Raw genomic sequence first — 16,877 nt, 5'->3', positions numbered from 1 at the left:
CGGTCGCGACGAGCGCCGAGTCGGACCCCGCGTCGAGCGCCGGCTCAGACCCGACGCGTCACGCCCGGTGCGCGCGCCACGCCGAAGCGGCGGCGCGCTCCTCCGCCACCTGCGTCGCATGATCGGCGCGCAGCTTCGCGTGGGCGGAGTTCTTGCGCAGCACGAGGTAGCCGATCCCCACGACGACGAACCACACCGGCGTCGCGATCAGGCCGGCGCGCGTCTCGGGATCCTGCGTGAACGCCCACAGCAGGAACAGGAAGAACGCCATCACGATGTACGGCATCGTCGTGCCGAGCGGCATCTTGAACGCGCTCCCCGCGTGATCCTGCGGGCGGCGCCGGCGGTACACGAGGTAGCTGATCAGGATCATCGTCCAGACGAACATGAAGCAGAGCGACGAGATCGTCGTGACGATGGAGAAGCCCGCCGACTTGTCGAGCCCGGTGAGCAGCAGCACCAGCGAGCTCAGCAGCAGCACGCCCGTCAGGAACAGCGCGTTGCGCGGCACGCGGGCGCGGGTCAGCCTCGAGAACACCCGGGGCGCGTCTCCGCTCGTGGCGAGCGTGTACACCATCCGCGAAGTCGAGTAGATGCCCGAGTTCGCCGACGAGGCCGCCGAGGTGAGCACCACGAGGTTCACGAGGTGCGCCGCCGCACCGATGCCCGCGAGGGAGAAGAGCATCACGAAGGGCGACTCGTCCTTGCTGAACGCCACCCACGGCACGACGGAGATGAGGATCACCAGCGACCCGACGTAGAAGAGCAGGATGCGGATCGGGATCGCACGCACGGCGCGCGGCAGGTTGCGCTCGGGATCCCGCGTCTCGGCAGCGGTCGTTCCGACCAGCTCGACCCCCACGAATGCGAAGACCGCGATCTGGAACCCCATGACGAACCCCATGAACCCGCCTCCGAAGAAGCCGCCGCCGACCGCGAAGAGATTCATCAGCGACGCCGTGCCCACGATGCTCTCGCCGGTGCGCGCATCGGTGTACTCGTTCGTGAAGCCGGTCGCGATCAGCACGATCCCCGCCACGATGAGCGCCACGATGGCGACGATCTTCACCATCGCGAACCAGAACTCGGTTTCGCCGAAGCCGCGCACCGACGGCAGGTTCAGCAGCATCAGCAGCACGATCACCGCGACGGCCGGAATCCAGGTCGGCAGCACGGGCAGCCAGTACGTGATGTAGACGGAGGAGATCACGATGACGTCGGCGACCCCCGTCACCACCCAGCAGAACCAGTAGGTCCAGCCGAGGAAGAAGGCCGCTCCCGGGCCCAGGATGTCGCCCGCGAAGTCGGCGAAGTTGCGGTAGTGCGTGCGGCTGAGCAGCAGCTCGCCCATCGCGCGCATCACGAAGTAGAGCATGAACCCGATGATCATGTAGACCAGCACGACCGAGGGGCCGGCCACCGAGATCGTCTTGCCCGAACCCATGAAGAGCCCCGTGCCGATCGCGCCGCCGATCGCGATCAGCTGGATGTGGCGATTGCTGAGAGCCCGCTCCAGCCCCGGTTCGCGAGGGGCCTGCACGTGGGAGTTCGTCATGATCCGATGCGTTCCTTTCGTCACCCGCATCTGTACGGTATCGGATCGGAGCGCTCCCGCGCCTCCCGGTTGCCGCGCCTGCCGCTCCCGAGGGCCGAGAAGCCCAGTGCATGATGCGAACGCATCGGTGGAGCCGCGGGGAATCGAACCCCGGTCCACTTCGACGATTCCGTGCCTTCTACGAGCGTAGTTCGTGAAAACGTTCTACTCGGCCCCGCACTTCGCCACGAACACCTAGCGCGACAGGCCCAGTCTCAGTGCAAGTCCCGGTGCGCCCTGAGACGCGACGCACCAGCGAGCTCCCTTAATGACGCCAGAAGCGGGCCGGAAGCCCACCCGCTCTGACGGACTCGGTCTCGTGCTTAGGCAGCGAGAGCGAAGTCGGTGCGCTTAACGTTGGCACCTATGGTTTGCGAAGGGCGTTTACGAGATAACTCCGCGTCCTCGGCCCGCTTCTCACAGTCTCAAAATCGACGTGTCGAAACCGATCGGCCCCGTGGAGCGCCGCCGTGGCGGCGCGGTCGGGACGTTCGCATCATGCACTGTGGATTTGTCAGTCCGGCTCGCAGGCCGACTCCACCGGCGAAGCGCCGGAACGACAAGTCTACCAGCAAACTGCTTCACCAACGGGTGCGGGGTCACCGACCCGATTCCGCCTGCAGCGTACGCGGCGGGAGCCCGAGGCTCCACTCCGCCACGTCGGAGACGAAGTGCCGGAGGGCGGGGTGCTCGAACGGCGCGGCGTTGTTGGCGTAGACGCCGAGAGCATCGACCGCCATGTAGATGCGGGTGCTCGCCCCCACCGGGTCGTCCGCGGCGAAGTCGCCATTCGCCACCCCGGCTTCGATCAGCGCGACCATCCGCACCCGATCGAGCGTCTCCTGCTCGTCGATCGCGGTGGCGAGGCTGGGCATGGCGCGCGCCAGATGGCGGGCGTTGAGCCAGAGCCGGCACAGCTCGACGGCCTCGGGGCTCTCGGCGCGGCGCACGAAGCCCGCCATCTGCGCGAGCGGCGCGTCGTCGTCGCCGAAGAGCCAGTCGCGCTCCGCCGTGACGGCGAGCACGAAGGCTTCGACGACGAGCCCCTCCACCGCGGAGAAGTAGTGGCTGATGAGGCCCGGCCGCACGCCGAGCGGCACCGCGACGGCGCGCAGCGTCACCCCTTCGAGGCCGTCCCGCAGGGCGATGGCAGCGGCCTCGGCGACGATCTCGGCCCGGCGCGCCTCCGCGGGTTTGCGCACCCGGTTCGACGTCGCGGGATCTCCCACGCGGGTCACTCCCCCATGCGGTTGCGCTGACGCATGGCGCGCTCGGCTTCTCGCTTGTCCTGCTGCTCGCGCAGCGTCTGCCGCTTGTCGTACTCGCGCTTGCCGCGCGCGAGGGCGACCTCGACCTTGGCACGGCCGTCGAGGAAGTACATCTTGAGCGGCACGATCGTCATGCCGCCCTCGCGCGTCTTCTGCCAGAGCTTGTCGATCTCATGCCGGTGCAGCAGCAGCTTGCGCTTGCGCCGCGGGGCGTGATTCGTCCACGACCCGTTGAGGTACTCGGGAATGTAGGCGGCATCGAGCCAGGCCTCCCCGTTCTCGATGAAGACGTACCCGTCGACGAGCGAGGCGCGCCCCATGCGCAGCGACTTCACCTCGCTGCCCGTCAGCACCATCCCGGCCTCGAACGTGTCGAGGATCTGGTATTCGTGCCGGGCCTTCTTGTTCGAGGCAATCAGCTTCTCGCCGGTCTCCTTGGGCATGGCACATCCTCTCTCTCGCGCGGCCGGACCTCCCAGCATAGCGCGCCGCGCGATCCGCCCGCGCAGCCGCCGGCGCCCGCTACACCCGCAGGTAGCGGGTGATCGCGATCTTCGCGGCGATGGCCGAGAGCACGACGCCGACGAGCACGAGGATCGGCGGCACCACGAGCGACTGCTCGACCGTGATGTAGCTCGTGAACGGCACCTCCTGCGCCAGGAAGCCCTGCACGAAGAACTTCACGATGGCCACCGAGGCGGCGCTCGCGAGCACCGCTCCGATGAGCGCGGCGATGATGCCCTCCAAGATGAAGGGCGTCTGGATGAAGCGGTTCGACGCCCCGACGAGACGCATGATGCCGATCTCCCGGCGCCGCGAGTAGGCCGACAGGCGGATCGTCGTCGAGATCAGGAGCATCGCGGCGATGAGCATGAGGCCGGCGATCGCGATGGCCGTGTAGCTCGCGACGCCCAGGAACAGGAAGATGCGGTCGAGGAGGCTCCGCTGGTCTGAGACGCTCTGCACCCCGGGGATGCCCGCGAACGTCTCCTGGATGATGTCGGAGCGCGACGGATCCTTCAGCTTGATCCAGAACGTCTGGTTCAGCTGCTCGGGCCTCGTGATCTCGACGATCGGGTTGCCCTCGAACTGCTTCGTGAACTCCTCGTACGCCTGCTCGTGGTCGACGAAGAAGGTGTCCTCGATGTACGGCGCGAGCGTGTCCGAGTCGAGCGCGGCCTGCACGGCGGCGATCTCCTCCTCCCCCGCATCCGTGCCCGAGCACGTGGCGCTCTGGTCGTAGTCGGTGCAGAGGTACACCGCGACCTGCGCACGGTCGAACCAGAACGTCTTCATCTGCTGGATCTGCAGCTGCATCAGAATCGCGGCGCCCACGAAGGTGAGCGACACGAAGGTCACGAGCACCACCGAGATGACCACGGAGAGATTGCGGCGGAAGCCGTTCCAGACCTCGCCGAGTACCAGTCCCACCCTCATCGCACGGGCCCCACATCCGTCTGGTCGTCGTCGGTTCGTTTGAGCCCGAGGTGCTCGGCGAGGCTGCCCGTCTCCGCCATCTGCACGGGGTCGAGGGGACGCGCCGGCTCGAGGAAGCTCGGAATGCCGCGGCCGCGCGGGCCGTCGGCGTGCACCGTCTCGTCGATGTCCTCGTCCTCGTCGTCATCGCCGAAGGGGCGGGGCTCCTCGAAGACCGAGGCCTCCCGCTGCCGCTCCGCCTCGGGTGCCTGCGGCTGGCGAGGCTCCTCGACCTCGGGCTCGGGTGCGGCCGCGGCCACCACCTCCGCCGCGGCCTCGACGAGCGCGGGATCGCGCTCCGCCGCATCCTGAACCGCCGCCGAGCCGGCCGTATCGCCGAGCATCTCGGGCGCCAGAGCGGCGCGCACGACGGCCTCCGAGGTGCGCAGCACCTGCACGCTCTCGTCGGAGAGGTCGGCGATCGGGATCGAAGCGGTCTCGCCGTACCCGCCGCCGACCTCGTCGCGCACGACGACGCCCTGCGAGAGCTCGACCACGCGCTGCTGCATGATGTCGACGAAGGTCGCCTCGTGGGTCGCCATGACGACCGTCGTTCCCGCCGCGTTGATCGCGCGCAGGAGCTGCATGATCCCGAGGCTGGTGGCGGGGTCGAGGTTGCCGGTCGGCTCGTCGGCCATGAGGATCGCCGGCTTGTTCACAATGGCGCGCGCGATCGCGACGCGCTGCTGCTCGCCGCCCGAGAGCTCGTGCGGGAAGCGCTTCGCCTTATTCGCGAGCCCGACCATCTCGAGCGTGTCGGGAACGGCCTCCTGGATGAAGCCGCGGGACTTGCCGATCACCTGCAGCGTGAAGGCCACGTTGTCGTACACCGTCTTGTTCGTGAGGAGTCGGAAGTCCTGGAAGACCGTGCCGAGGTTGCGGCGGAAGTACGGAACCTTGCGCGAGGAGATCTTGCTGAGATCCTGCCCCAGCACGTGGATCTTGCCGGCGCTCGGCTGATCCTCGCGCAGGATCAGCCGCAGGCAGCTCGATTTACCCGAACCGGAGGCGCCCACGATGAACACGAACTCGCCGCGATCGACCCGGAGGTCGATACCGTCGAGCGCGGGTTTCGCGGTGCCCCGGTATTTCTTGGTGACGTTCTCGAAGAGGATCATGACGAGACGACTGTACGCCCTGCCGACCGCGCCGATGCTGAGGCGCGCTGGAGCGGGGCCGCTTCGGGCGAACTCCCAGTCGCGCGATCAGTCGTTCTTGGCGAGCGAGCGCCACCGGATCCCGGCGGCGATGAACCCGTCGAGGTCGCCGTTGAAGACCGCCTCCGGCTGCGAGGATTCGTGCCCCGTGCGCAGATCCTTCACGAGCTGCTGGCCGTACAGGAAGTACGAGCGGATCTGATCGCCCCAGCTCGCGGTGACGCTGCCCGCGAGCTCCTTCTTCTTGGCCGCCTCCTGCTCGCGCTGCAGCAGCAGCAGCCGGGTCTGGAGCACGCGCATCGCGGCCGCGCGGTTCTGGATCTGCGACTTCTCGTTCTGCATGGAGACGACGATGCCCGAGGGGAGGTGGGTGATGCGCACCGCGGAGTCGGTCGTGTTCACCGACTGGCCGCCCGGGCCCGAGGAGCGGTAGACGTCGACGCGGATGTCGGCTTCGGGCACCTCCACCTCGGTGGCCTCCTCGAGGAGCGGGATGACCTCGACGCCGGCGAAGCTCGTCTGGCGCTTGTCGGCCGACCCGAACGGGCTGATGCGGGCGAGTCGGTGCGTGCCCGCCTCGACCGAGATGGTGCCGAACGCGTACGGCGCGTCGATCTCGAACGTGGCCGATTTGATCCCCGCACCCTCGGCGTACGACGTGTCGAGCATCTTCGTCGGGTAGTCGTGCTGCTCGGCCCAGCGCAGGTACATGCGCAGCAGCATCTCGGCGAAGTCGGTGGCGTCGTCGCCCCCCGCGCCCGAGCGGATCGTGACGACGGCGGCGCGCTCGTCGTACTCCCCCGAGAGCATGGTCTGCACTTCGAGATCCTGGATGACCTTCTCGAGCGCGACCAGCTCCGCTGCGGCCTCCTCGGCGGAGTCGGCGTCGTCGGCCTCCTGCGCGAGCTCGACGAGCACCTCGAGGTCGTCGAGACGCTGCTCCACGCCCCGCACCCGCTTCACGCGGGCCTGCCGGTGCGAGAGCCCGCTCGTGACCTTCTGGGCGGCCGCGGGGTCGTCCCACAGGTCGGGGGCGGCGGCCTGCTCCTCGAGGTCCGCGATCTCGCGATCGAGCTTGGGCAGATCCAGCACCGCGGCGATGTCGGCGAACGTCGAGCGGAGTGCGCGGATGCGGGCGGAGAAGTCGAGGTCGAGCATGGTGCTCAAGCTTACTCGCCGGAGCGGGGATTCCGCGGGTCGCACGGGTGCTCGTTCCGCATTCCCCGCCGCTCGGGGGCGGCAGAGCGTCAGATGACGGCTTCGGTGAAGGCGGGCGTCAACGTGCGGCCGACGCCCGCCGCGCCCGAGCCGCCGTCCCAGGCCCGCGCGAGACGCCGCAGCGCCTCGTCGAGCGCGGCCTCGGGCGCCGAGAACGGGAGGCGCACGAACCGCTCGAACGTGCCCGGGCTCCCGAAGCGCGGGCCGGGCGGCAGGTGCAGGTCGAGCTCCGCTGCGGCTCGGCTGAGGCGCGAGCTGGCCCGCTCGCCGATGTCGACCCATACGCAGACGCCGCCGACGGCCGGCGACGGGCGCCATTCGGGCAAGCGCTCCGCGAGACCGGCGATGAGCGCGCGGTGGCGGGAGGTCAGCTGCCGCGTCCGCTCGGCGAGGATGTCGTCGTACTGCTCCAGCGCGTGCAGTGCGAGCACCTGCTCCCAGACGCCGGTGCCGAGATCGCCGATGCGGCGGGAGGCCTCGAGCCTCCCGATGAGTTCGGGAGCGGCGCGGATCCACCCCACGCGCAATCCGCCCCACACCGTCTTTCCGAGCGACCCGACGGTGAGGATCGCATCCTGGTGGTGCTCCTGCTCGGCGTGCGCGGCGAACGGTGCGATCCGCTGCGGCTCCCCCAGGGCGAGCTCCGCGGTCGTCTCGTCGGCGATGACGTAGGCGCCCGCGCCGGCGAGCGCCGTGATGAGTCGCGACTTCAGCGCGTCCGGCATGCGCAGGCCGGTCGGGTTGTGGTGATCGGGGATCAGGTAGGCGAGCCTCGGCGACGTGCGCTCGGCGATCTCCAGCAGGCTCGCCGCGTCGTACCCGCTCTCGGGCCCGCCGCGGCCAGCCCCCACGGGCAGCTCGGCGACGAGCGCCCCCATCGCGGCGAGCGCCTCTCGCGCGTGCGGGTAGCTGGGCGACTCGACCAGGCTGCGATCCCCGCGCCGCAGCAGCGTGCGCGCGATGAGGAAGATCGCGTGCTGCGCGCCGAGCGTCACCATGATCTGCTCGGGGGCCGTCGGGAGCCCGCGGGCCGCGTAGCGTTCGGCGATCGCGGCGCGCAGTTCGGGGAGCCCGAGCGTGTCGTAGCCGATGAGCTGGAAGGCGGCCGCGTGCTCCTCGGCGGCGCGCGCGTTGAGCGCCGCGAGCCCGCTCCAGGGTTCGGGGCAGGCGCTCGACAGGTCGATTCCGCTGATCGTGCCCGACCAGAGGCCGTCCCGCGTCGCCCCGGAGCCGCGTACGACAGTGCCCGATCCGCGACGCGACTGCACGACCCCTGCGTCGCGCAGCCGCTGGTACGCGGCGGCGACCGTGGTGCGGCTCACGCCGAGGGTCTCGGAGAGGGGGCGCTCGGCGGGCAGCGTCGTTCCCGGCACGACGCGCCCGTCGCGCACGAGGAGCGCCACGCTGTCGGCGAGCTCGAGGTAGCCGTGCCCGGCGCCGCGCCAGCGGCCGAGGAGGTCGGCGAGACGGCGCGCGCTCAGCCGCTGGGCAGTCCACATCTCGGGCATGCGGCCACTGTATGCGAAGTGGCCTCTTGCGGGCAATGCCAATCAGCGCTGGACTGGCACCGTGATCCGACGACTCGCCCAGCTCATCCCCGGCCTGCTGCTCTACGGCGTCGCCGACGCGTTCATGATCGAGGCCGCGCTCGGCGTCGACCCGTGGACGGTCTTCGCACAGGGCCTCTCGCTGCAGACGGGCCTCGGCATCGGCCTGCTCACCAACCTCATCGGCCTGCTCGTGCTGCTCCTCTGGTGGCCGCTCCGCCAGAAGCCCGGCATCGGCACGCTGCTCAATATCCTGCTCGTCGGCCCGGGCATCGAGCTCGGGCTCTGGCTGCTGCCCACCCCCGACGCGCTGTGGCTGCGCGTGGCCTACTTCACGATCGGACTGCTCCTGCTCGCCGTCGCGAGCGGCGTCTACATCGGCGCCGACCTCGGCCCGGGCCCGAGAGACGGGCTGATGACCGGCATCCACCTGCGCTTCGGCACGCCGATCTGGGCGGGCCGCACCGCCGTCGAGGTGACCGTGCTGCTGATCGGCTGGGCCCTCGGCGGCAACGTCGGCATCGGCACCGTGGTGTTCGCCGCGCTCATCGGCCCGCTCTGCTCGATCACGCTGCCGCTCTTCGCGCCCCGCGCGATCCGACGCGACCGCGGGGCCCGCGCGACGACGCCCGCCGCACCGCCCGAGGAGAAGCCTCTCCGGGCCTGACGCGGCGGGCGCCTCGGCGCACGGGGCTACTCGCCCGCCGACACCTTGTTGAACCCCGTCACCGGCTGGCTCTCGTCGAACGACGCCACCTTGCGGCGGAAGCCGCGGGTGATCACGATCAGGTACACGAAGCCGAGCGCGCTCCAGATGAGTCCGCCGAGCAGCGCGTGGCCGTCGAGGTTGACCCACAGCAGTCCGGTCAGCAGCGTGCCGAGCACCGGCATCACGATGTACGTGAAGATGTCCTTCGGCGTGCGCCTGCGCCCCTGGCGAATCGCGAACCACGCGATCACCGACAGGTTGACGAAGGTGAACGCGATCAGCGCACCGTAGTTGATGTACGCCGCGATCATCTCGAGCGTGAAGGCGATCGCGAGCAGGGAGATCGCTCCCGTGAGCACGATGTTGAAGGTCGGCGTGTGGGTGCGCGGGTTCACGTACCCGAAGAACTTCTGCGGCAGCACGTTGTTGCGGCCCATGACGAGCAGCATGCGCGACACCGAGGCGTGCGACGCGAGCCCCGACGCGAGGGTCGCCGCGAACCCGGCTGCGGTGAGCACCGCGGAGAGCAGTTTGCCGCCGACGAGATCGCCGATGATCGGCAGCGTGCTGTCCTCCACGTACTGCATGTCGCCGCCCGGGGCGAACTCGTTCCAATCGGGGAACCGCTGCTGCGTGAAGAAGCTGGCGACGAGGAAGATCGCGCCGCCGATGACCACGGTCAGCAGGATCGCCTTCGGCATGATCTTCGGCGTCTTCGCCTCCTCCGCGTACATGGTCACCGCGTCGAAGCCGATGAACGAGAAGCAGACGATCGTCGCCCCGGCGAGCACCGCGCCGAACTCCACGCCGTCGTGGAAGAAGGGCCGCATCGTCACGACGCCGTTCTCGCCGGCTCCGCCCGAGAGCTGCAGGATGACCATGAGCACGAAGATCGCCATCACGACGATCGAGAAGATGAGCAGCAGCATGTTGACGTTCGACGTGCCGCGCATCGTGAGGTAGATGACGGTCGTGACGAACAGCACGTACACGATGACCCACACGGCTCCGGGGACGCCGGGGAAGAACGCCTCGAGGTAGCTGCGCAGGATCAGGCAGTTCACCATCGGCAGCAGCATGTAGTCGATGAGCGCCGTCCAGCCCACGAGGAAGCCGACGTTCGGATGCATCGATTCGCGCGCGTACGTGTACGCCGACCCGGCGCTGGGGATCGCCCCCGCCATCTTCCCGTAGCTGATCGCCGTGAAGATCATGACGATCAGCGCCACGGTGTAGGCGAGCGGCACGACGTTGTTCGTGTCTCGGGCCACCAGGCCGAACGTGTCGAACACCACGGTGGGGGTCATGTAGCCGAGGCCGAGGCCCACGATGGCCCAGAGCCCGAGGCTGCGCTTGAGACGAGCACCGTTCGATGACGCCGGTGCAGACAGAGCGGACATGTTCTCTCCTTCAAGAACGCAGCTGCGTCGCGCGACATGAATCCGCTCGGCAGCCCTGGTGCGGCGACGAGGAATTCGCCAAGCACACATCTTGCACCCGCGCGGCCCCCGGCGCAAGCCTGACGCGCCCCGCGCACGCCAGGCCCGCACCGCTACGCCCGAGCGAGTCGCTTGCGACGGGAGATGTTCACCATCTGCACGACGATCACGAGCAGCAGCGCTGCGACGAACACGATCGACGCCAGCACGTTCGCCTGCGCCGGCACGCCCTTCAGCGCCGACACGTAGATGAACTTCGGGAACGTCGTCGCCGTGCCCGAGTTGAAGTTCGTGATGATGAAGTCGTCGAAGGAGAGGGCGAAGCTCAGCAGGGCCGCGCCGATGATGCCCGGTGCGAGCATCGGCAGCGTGATGCGCCAGAAGACCTGCATCGGAGAGGCGTAGAGATCGCGCCCCGCCTCCTCGATGGCGGGGTCGAGGCTCGCGACGCGCGCCTTCACCGCCACCACCACGTACGAGATGCAGAACATTGTGTGCGCCAGGATGATGGTGCCGATCCCCTTCTCCACCCCCGCGAGCAGGAACTGGGCGGCGAGACCGGCGCCCAGCACCACCTCGGGCGTCGCCATCGGCGTGAAGAGCAGCAGGCTGACGGTCGATCTCGCCCGGAAGCGGTACCGCACGAGCGCGATCGCGATCAGCGTGCCGAGCGTGGTCGCGATCACCGTGGCGACGACGCCGACGAGGATGCTGTTGCCGAACGCGGTGCACACCTGCGGAGCGCCGCAGGGGTTCTCCCAGTTGCGCAGCGTGAACCCCCGCCAGAGGATGTTGTTGCGCCCCGACTCGTTGAAGGAGAACACGATGACGTGCAGGATCGGCAGCAGCAGGTAGATGAGCACGATCGTGCTCACGACCGGGACGAACGCCTTTCCGAGACTGAATCGCTTCACAGCAGGTCCTCCACCCCGCTCTTGCGCACGTACGTGGCGACGAGCACGAGGATGACGACCATGAGCATGATGGAGAGCGCCGCGGCCATCGGGTAGTTCTGCGTCTGCAGGAAGTTCGATTCGATGACGTTGCCGATCATGGTCGTCGACGTGCCGCCCAGGAACTCGCGCGACGCGTTCACGTAGTCGCCCGACATCGGGATGAAGCTGAGCAGCGTGCCCGAGACGATGCCCGGCATGGAGAGGGGCAGCGTGATCCGGCGGAAGGTGGTGAGCGGAGACGCGTACAGATCGGCTCCCGCCTCGAGGAGACGCAGATCGAGCGCCTGCAGCGACGCGAACATCGGCAGCACCATGAACGGGATGAAGTTGTAGACGAGACCGAAGATCACGGAGAAGTGCGTGCCCACCAGTTCGCTCGGGAGGATCGCCTTCCACGCGAGCGTGCGCAGCAGGAAGCTGATGAAGAAGGGGGCGATGACGAGGATCAGCAGGATCCCCTGCAGCATCGGCCGCGACCGCACCTTCACGCCGATGAGGTACGCGAGCGGGTAGCTGATCAGCAGCCCGATGACCGTCGCGGTGAGCGCGTACGCGAACGACCTCGCGAGATGGGGCCAGTACTCCTGCATCGCCGCCCAGTAGTTGGAGAACTGCGCGGCCGCGACGTACTGGCCGATGCCGCCCGTGTCGGCGGGGGCCTGCAGCGAGGTCAGCGCGAGCTGCACGAATGGAGCGACGAAGAACAGCAGCATGTACGCGACGCCCGGGGCGAGCAGCAGGAGCGCCACCCACCCTCGCTTGCGCGGAGTCTGATCCAGCTGCTTCGCGCTCGCCGAGAACGCGGTGAATGCCATGATCGTCTCCTCCTACTCGGCGAGCGCGGCCTGCGACGCGATCGCCCGCGTCGAGAGCTCGGAGTCGACGGTGCCGGTGTCGAGCGGATCGTCCGCCAGGCCGAAGGTGTGGTCGACGCGCCAGCTCAGCCAGACCTCGTCGCCGAGCGCCGCGGTCGGCCCGGCCTGCAGGTTCTGCGCGAAGACCTGCACGTCGCCCGCCCCCGGCACGGCAACGGTGTACTGGGTGCTCACGCCGATGAAGGAGACGTCGGTCACCCGGCCCGGGCCGAGGGCGTTGAGCTGCGCGTCCTGCGGGGGCTCCGCGTGGGCGAGCGTCAGCTTCTCGGGCCGTACGCCCACCGTGATCCGCCCGCTGCTCCGCTCGCTGCGATCACGGGGAACCGCCAGCCGCGCGCCCGGGAACTCGGTGCGGAGCACCCGGTCGGTCGAGCCGGAGACCTGCACGGAGAACAGATTCGACTGCCCGAGGAAGTTCGCGACGAACACGGTGCGCGGCAGCTCGTACAGATCCTCGGGCGCGCCCATCTGCTCGATCCGCCCCCGATGCATCACCGCGACGGTGTCGGCCATCGTCATGGCCTCCTCCTGATCGTGGGTGACGTGCAGGAAGGTGAGTCCGACCTCCTGTTGGATCTGCTTCAGCTCCTGCTGCATCTGGCGGCGCAGCTTCAGGTCGAGCGCACCGAGGGGCTCGTCGAGCAGCAGCAGCGCGGGGCGGTTCACGATCGCACGTGCCAGCGCGACGCGCTGCTGCTGACCCCCCGACAGCTGCTGCGGCTTGCGATCGGCCACGTGGTCGAGCTCGACCAGCCGCAGCGCCTCGTGCGCCTTCGCGGCGGCGTCGGAGACGCGGCGCCGCCGCAGCCCGAACGCGACGTTCTCGAGCACCGACATGTGCGGGAAGAGGGCGTAGGACTGGAACACCGTGTTCACCGGCCGGCGGTGCGGGGTCAGCTGCGTCACGTCGGAGCCCCCGATGAGGATGCGGCCCGCGGTCGCGTCCTCCAACCCGGCGACGAGCCGCAGCGTCGTCGTCTTGCCGCACCCCGACGGGCCGAGCAGCGCGAAGAACGAGCCGGCGGGAATGGTCAGGTCGAGATGCTCGATGGCGGTGAAGCCCGGGAAGCGCTTCTGGATCCCCTCGAGCCGGAGGTCGGCCCCCGCCTCCGCGAACCCGCTCCGATCCGCCACGCTCACAGCCCCAGCACGTTCTGGAACTGGGTGGAGTACTTCTTGTCCTCCTCGGCCGTGAGCGTGCGGAACGGACGCAGGTGCTCCCAGTCCTCCTCGCTCGGGAAGATCAGCGGGTTGTCGGCGTTCTCCGGGTTGACCTGCCGCATCGCCTCCTGCGTGCCCTTCACCGGGGGGACGTACGTCACGTAGTCGGCGACCTGCGCCATGATCTCGGGGTCGTAGTAGAAGTCGATGAGCTCTTCGACGCGCGCCTTCGCCTCGGGCGACGTGCCGTTGGGCACGGTGAACGAGTCGGCGGCGATCATGCCGCCCGACTCCGGGATCTCCAGCGTCCACTGATTGTCGTTCTCGGCGTTCAGCATGATCACATCGCCCGACCACGCCATCGCGGCGAGCGCATCCCCCGTGATCAGATCCTGCGTGTAGCTGTTGCCCTTCACGTTGCCGATCTGCCCGCTCTGCAGCGCGTCGTCGAGCCACGCCATCGCGGCGTCGAACTCGGTATCGCCCCACTGCCCGCCGGGGTCGTGCCCGAGCCCGGCCAGAATGAGCCCCACGGTGTCGCGCATCTCGCTCAGCACCACGACCTTGCCCTTGAGCTTCGGATCCAGGAAGTCGTCGAGGGTCTTGATGCCGTTCGGCACCGCCTCCGTGTTCCACACCCACGCGGTCGCGGGGAGCTGCCACGGGATCGAGAATTTGCGGCCCGGATCGACGTCGAGGGCGTCCCACTGCGCGTCGACGAGGTTCGCGGTCACGTTCGGCAGGTTGCCGTAGTCGAACTCCTGCACCTGGTTGGCGGTGATGAGACGGCCATTCATCCAGTCGGTCATCGTGATCGTGTCGTAGCCCGTGTGGTCGCTGAGCTGCAGCTGATCCTTGATCTTGCCGTAGAAGGTGTTGTTGTCGTCGATGTCCTCGACGTACTGCACCTCGTACCCGGCCTGCTCCTGGAACTGCTCGAGCGAGGGGTAGGTGCCGGCCGCGTCGTCGTAGTCGAGGTAGTACGTCCAGTTGCCCCAGATCACGCCGTCGCCCCCGCCGCCCCCTCCGCCGCCCGAGCATGCGCTCAGGCCGAGCGCCCCGAGGCCCACGGCTCCCGCGGCAGCGCCCCGCAGGAGCTGACGGCGGTCGAGTTGCTGACCTCTGATCATCCGGACGATGTCGCGGATGATGGGATCTTCGGGCTGACGAAAGACCATGAGATATCTCCCTTGATTCTCATATGCGACGGCACACCACCCGTCAGGCGGCGGTGCCAGGGGTGCCTCGAATATGGCATAGACCCGACGCCCTGCCAAGAGCCGCCGTCGCGCGACCCGGTTTCGTCATCGAACGGTTACCGTACGGAGACGCAGGCCGACGGCGCGCGCCCGAGAACGTGGAAATACGCTGAATCGCGATCCGTATTCTTCGGATTCCTTTGCGCTTTTGCGATTCGACTGCAAGAATCAGAAGCGTGAGCAGCAAACGCAATGCGCCGGCGCTCGATCCCACGTCGAAAGCGATCATCGAGCAACTCCAGCGCGATGGCCGTCGATCGTACGCCGAGATCGGCAAAGCGGTGGGCCTCAGCGAGGCCGCCGTGCGTCAGCGCGTGCAGAAGCTCACGGATGCCGGAGTCATGCAGATCGTTGCCGTGACCGACCCGATGCGCCTGGGCTTCACCCGCCAGGCCATGCTCGGCATCCGCGTTTCCGGCGACACCAGGGTCGTCGCCGACCGCCTCGCTGAAATGTCGGAGATCAGTTACGTCGTGCTCAGCGCGGGCTCCTACGACATCCTCGCCGAGGTCGTCTGCGAGGACGACGACGGGTTGATCGAACTGCTCAACGAACAGATCCGCAAGATCGAAGGCGTTGCGTCGACCGAATCGTTCGTCTACCTCCAACTCACCAAACAGAAATACGACTGGGGAACACGATAACCATGTCTTACGATCCCACTGCAGCGGTGGACACCGCCGCGCTCCAGGCCTCGGCCAAGAAGCACATGTGGCCGCACTTCACCAACCGCAAGGTGCTCAACGACGGCATCCCCGTCATCACGCGCGCCGAGGGCCACCACATCTACGACTCGCACGGCAAGCAGTACATCGACGGGCTCGCGGGCCTCTTCGTGGTCAACGCCGGCCACGGCCGCGAGCGCATCGTGCAGGCCGCGGCCAAGCAGATGCAGCAGCTCGACTTCATGCCGATCTGGTCGTACGGCCACCCGGCTGCGATCGAGCTGTCCGAGCGTCTCTCGAGCTACGCGCCCGGCGAGATGAACAAGGTCTTCTTCACCACCGGTGGTGGCGAGGCTGTGGAGTCGGCGTTCAAGCTGGCGAAGCACTTCTGGAAGATCAAGGGCCAGCCGATGAAGCACAAGGTCATCTCGCGCTCGGTCGCCTACCACGGCACCCCGCAGGGCGCGCTGGCCATCACCGGCATCCCCGACATGAAGAAGTTCTACGAACCGCTGACCCCGGGCGGTCACCGCGTGCCGAACACGAACTTCTACCGCGCAGACGAGATGGGCGCCCCCTCCGACGACCTCGAGGCCTTCGGCCAGTGGGCCGCGAACCGCATCGAAGAGGCGATCCTCTTCGAGGGCCCCGACACCGTCGCCGCCGTCTTCCTCGAGCCGGTGCAGAACTCGGGCGGCTGCTTCCCCCCGCCCCCCGGGTACTTCAAGCGCGTGCGCGAGATCTGCGATCAGTACGACGTGCTCCTCGTCTCCGATGAGGTCATCTGCGCCTACGGCCGCGTCGGCGACTTCTTCGCCTCGAAGGCCCTCGGCTACGAGCCCGACATCATCACGTCGGCGAAGGGCATCACCTCGGGCTACGTGCCCCTGGGCGCTATGATCGTCTCGGACAAGGTGTCGGAGCCGTTCAACTCGACCGAGAACACCTTCTACCACGGCTTCACCTTCGCCGGTCACCCGGCGGCGGCGGCCGCGGCCCTCGAGAACCTCAACATCTTCGAGGAAGAGGATCTCAACGGCCGCGTGCGCGAGAACAGCCCGCTGTTCCGCGCCGAGCTCGAGAAGCTGCTCGACATCGACATCGTCGGCGACGTGCGCGGCGAGGGCTACTTCTTCGGCATCGAGCTGGTGAAGGACAAGGCCACCAAGGAGACCTTCAACGAGGAAGAGTCGGATCGACTGCTCCGCGACTACCTCTCCCCCGCACTGTGGGAGGCCGGCCTCTACTGCCGCGCCGACGACCGTGGAGACCCCGTCATCCAGCTCGCTCCGCCGCTGACCATCGGTCCGTCGGAGTTCGCCGAGATCGGCGGCATCCTCCGCAGCGTGCTGAAGGATGCGTCCTCCAAGATCTGAGGCGCTTCCCGGACGGGTGCGGCCCTCTCGCGAATGCGAGGGGGCCGCACCCGTTTCTGCGTGCGGGCGCGTGCGCGGCGCCGGGCGCGTGCTCGCGAGCGGCGCCGGTGCGCCCGGCCGACCATGCGCGAGACCGAGGGTTCGCACTGAGAGCGAGGCTTCTGCACGGTGCGGAAC

15 protein-coding genes and 1 other RNA gene are annotated in these 16,877 nt (G+C 68.3%); 3 read left to right on the top strand and 13 right to left on the bottom strand.

Going from position 1 to position 16,877, the window contains the following annotated elements:
* Positions 1 to 58: 58 nt before the first annotated feature.
* The 8 genes from BLT44_RS14605 to yczR form a co-directional block, all read right to left on the bottom strand.
* On the bottom strand, positions 59 to 1,555 hold the full coding sequence (locus BLT44_RS14605; protein ID WP_010156585.1) for an amino acid permease: 1,497 nt from the start codon (positions 1,553 to 1,555) through the stop codon (positions 59 to 61).
* A gap of 125 nt (positions 1,556 to 1,680) precedes the next feature.
* Positions 1,681 to 2,051: a transfer-messenger RNA gene (gene ssrA, locus BLT44_RS14600) on the bottom strand.
* A 142-nt stretch (positions 2,052 to 2,193) separates the two neighbouring features.
* On the bottom strand, positions 2,194 to 2,832 hold the full coding sequence (locus tag BLT44_RS14595; RefSeq protein WP_231291539.1) for a TetR/AcrR family transcriptional regulator: 639 nt from the start codon (positions 2,830 to 2,832) through the stop codon (positions 2,194 to 2,196).
* Positions 2,829 to 3,305, bottom strand: coding sequence for an SsrA-binding protein SmpB (smpB, locus tag BLT44_RS14590; RefSeq protein WP_010156583.1), 477 nt, complete (start codon positions 3,303 to 3,305; stop codon positions 2,829 to 2,831). The genes BLT44_RS14595 and smpB overlap by 4 nt, the downstream gene beginning before the upstream one ends.
* A gap of 79 nt (positions 3,306 to 3,384) precedes the next feature.
* A complete protein-coding gene (ftsX, locus tag BLT44_RS14585; RefSeq protein WP_029608253.1) occupies positions 3,385 to 4,299 on the bottom strand; it encodes a permease-like cell division protein FtsX in 915 nt (304 codons plus the stop codon).
* Positions 4,296 to 5,456 carry a cell division ATP-binding protein FtsE gene (gene ftsE, locus BLT44_RS14580; protein ID WP_010156581.1) on the bottom strand — a complete coding sequence of 387 codons (1,161 nt, stop codon included), beginning with the start codon at positions 5,454 to 5,456 and terminating at the stop codon, positions 4,296 to 4,298. The genes ftsX and ftsE overlap by 4 nt, the downstream gene beginning before the upstream one ends.
* Before the next feature lie 87 nt (positions 5,457 to 5,543).
* Positions 5,544 to 6,653 carry a peptide chain release factor 2 gene (gene prfB, locus BLT44_RS14575; protein ID WP_010156580.1) on the bottom strand — a complete coding sequence of 370 codons (1,110 nt, stop codon included), beginning with the start codon at positions 6,651 to 6,653 and terminating at the stop codon, positions 5,544 to 5,546.
* A gap of 89 nt (positions 6,654 to 6,742) precedes the next feature.
* On the bottom strand, positions 6,743 to 8,221 hold the full coding sequence (gene yczR / locus BLT44_RS14570; RefSeq protein WP_074690444.1) for a MocR-like transcription factor YczR: 1,479 nt from the start codon (positions 8,219 to 8,221) through the stop codon (positions 6,743 to 6,745).
* A 61-nt stretch (positions 8,222 to 8,282) separates the two neighbouring features.
* Here yczR and yczE point away from each other — a divergent pair, with 61 nt between their 5' ends.
* Complete coding sequence (gene yczE / locus BLT44_RS14565) at positions 8,283 to 8,927, top strand: membrane protein YczE (protein WP_010156577.1); 645 nt, start codon at positions 8,283 to 8,285, stop codon at positions 8,925 to 8,927.
* Positions 8,928 to 8,953: 26 nt separating this feature from the next.
* Here the strand turns inward: yczE and BLT44_RS14560 are convergent, their stop codons facing one another.
* The 5 genes from BLT44_RS14560 to BLT44_RS14540 all read right to left on the bottom strand — a co-directional run bounded on the left by BLT44_RS14560 (position 8,954) and on the right by BLT44_RS14540 (position 14,578).
* Positions 8,954 to 10,369: an APC family permease gene (locus BLT44_RS14560; protein ID WP_010156576.1), complete on the bottom strand. Its 1,416-nt coding sequence runs from the start codon at positions 10,367 to 10,369 to the stop codon at positions 8,954 to 8,956.
* Between the two features lie 152 nt (positions 10,370 to 10,521).
* Positions 10,522 to 11,322 (bottom strand): ABC transporter permease, encoded by an 801-nt coding sequence (locus tag BLT44_RS14555; RefSeq protein ID WP_010156575.1) that lies wholly within the window; start codon positions 11,320 to 11,322, stop codon positions 10,522 to 10,524.
* The gene (locus BLT44_RS14550; protein ID WP_010156574.1) at positions 11,319 to 12,179 is read right to left on the bottom strand and encodes an ABC transporter permease; all 861 of its coding nucleotides are present in this window, start codon (positions 12,177 to 12,179) and stop codon (positions 11,319 to 11,321) included. The genes BLT44_RS14555 and BLT44_RS14550 overlap by 4 nt, the downstream gene beginning before the upstream one ends.
* A 12-nt stretch (positions 12,180 to 12,191) precedes the next feature.
* Positions 12,192 to 13,379 carry an ABC transporter ATP-binding protein gene (locus BLT44_RS14545; RefSeq protein WP_010156573.1) on the bottom strand — a complete coding sequence of 396 codons (1,188 nt, stop codon included), beginning with the start codon at positions 13,377 to 13,379 and terminating at the stop codon, positions 12,192 to 12,194.
* Complete coding sequence (locus BLT44_RS14540) at positions 13,376 to 14,578, bottom strand: ABC transporter substrate-binding protein (RefSeq protein WP_010156572.1); 1,203 nt, start codon at positions 14,576 to 14,578, stop codon at positions 13,376 to 13,378. The genes BLT44_RS14545 and BLT44_RS14540 overlap by 4 nt, the downstream gene beginning before the upstream one ends.
* A gap of 257 nt (positions 14,579 to 14,835) precedes the next feature.
* On the opposite strand from BLT44_RS14540, the gene BLT44_RS14535 reads away from it, so the two are divergent.
* Both BLT44_RS14535 and BLT44_RS14530 read left to right on the top strand, forming a co-directional pair.
* Complete coding sequence (locus BLT44_RS14535) at positions 14,836 to 15,303, top strand: Lrp/AsnC family transcriptional regulator (protein ID WP_010156571.1); 468 nt, start codon at positions 14,836 to 14,838, stop codon at positions 15,301 to 15,303.
* A gap of 2 nt (positions 15,304 to 15,305) precedes the next feature.
* Complete coding sequence (locus tag BLT44_RS14530; protein WP_029608250.1) at positions 15,306 to 16,700, top strand: aspartate aminotransferase family protein; 1,395 nt, start codon at positions 15,306 to 15,308, stop codon at positions 16,698 to 16,700.
* Positions 16,701 to 16,877 lie beyond the last annotated feature (177 nt).

Source organism: Leucobacter chromiiresistens (assembly GCF_900102345.1).
GTDB classification, from domain to species: Bacteria; Actinomycetota; Actinomycetes; order Actinomycetales; family Microbacteriaceae; genus Leucobacter; species Leucobacter chromiiresistens.
This window is presented reverse-complemented; position numbering and strand designations above follow the sequence as displayed.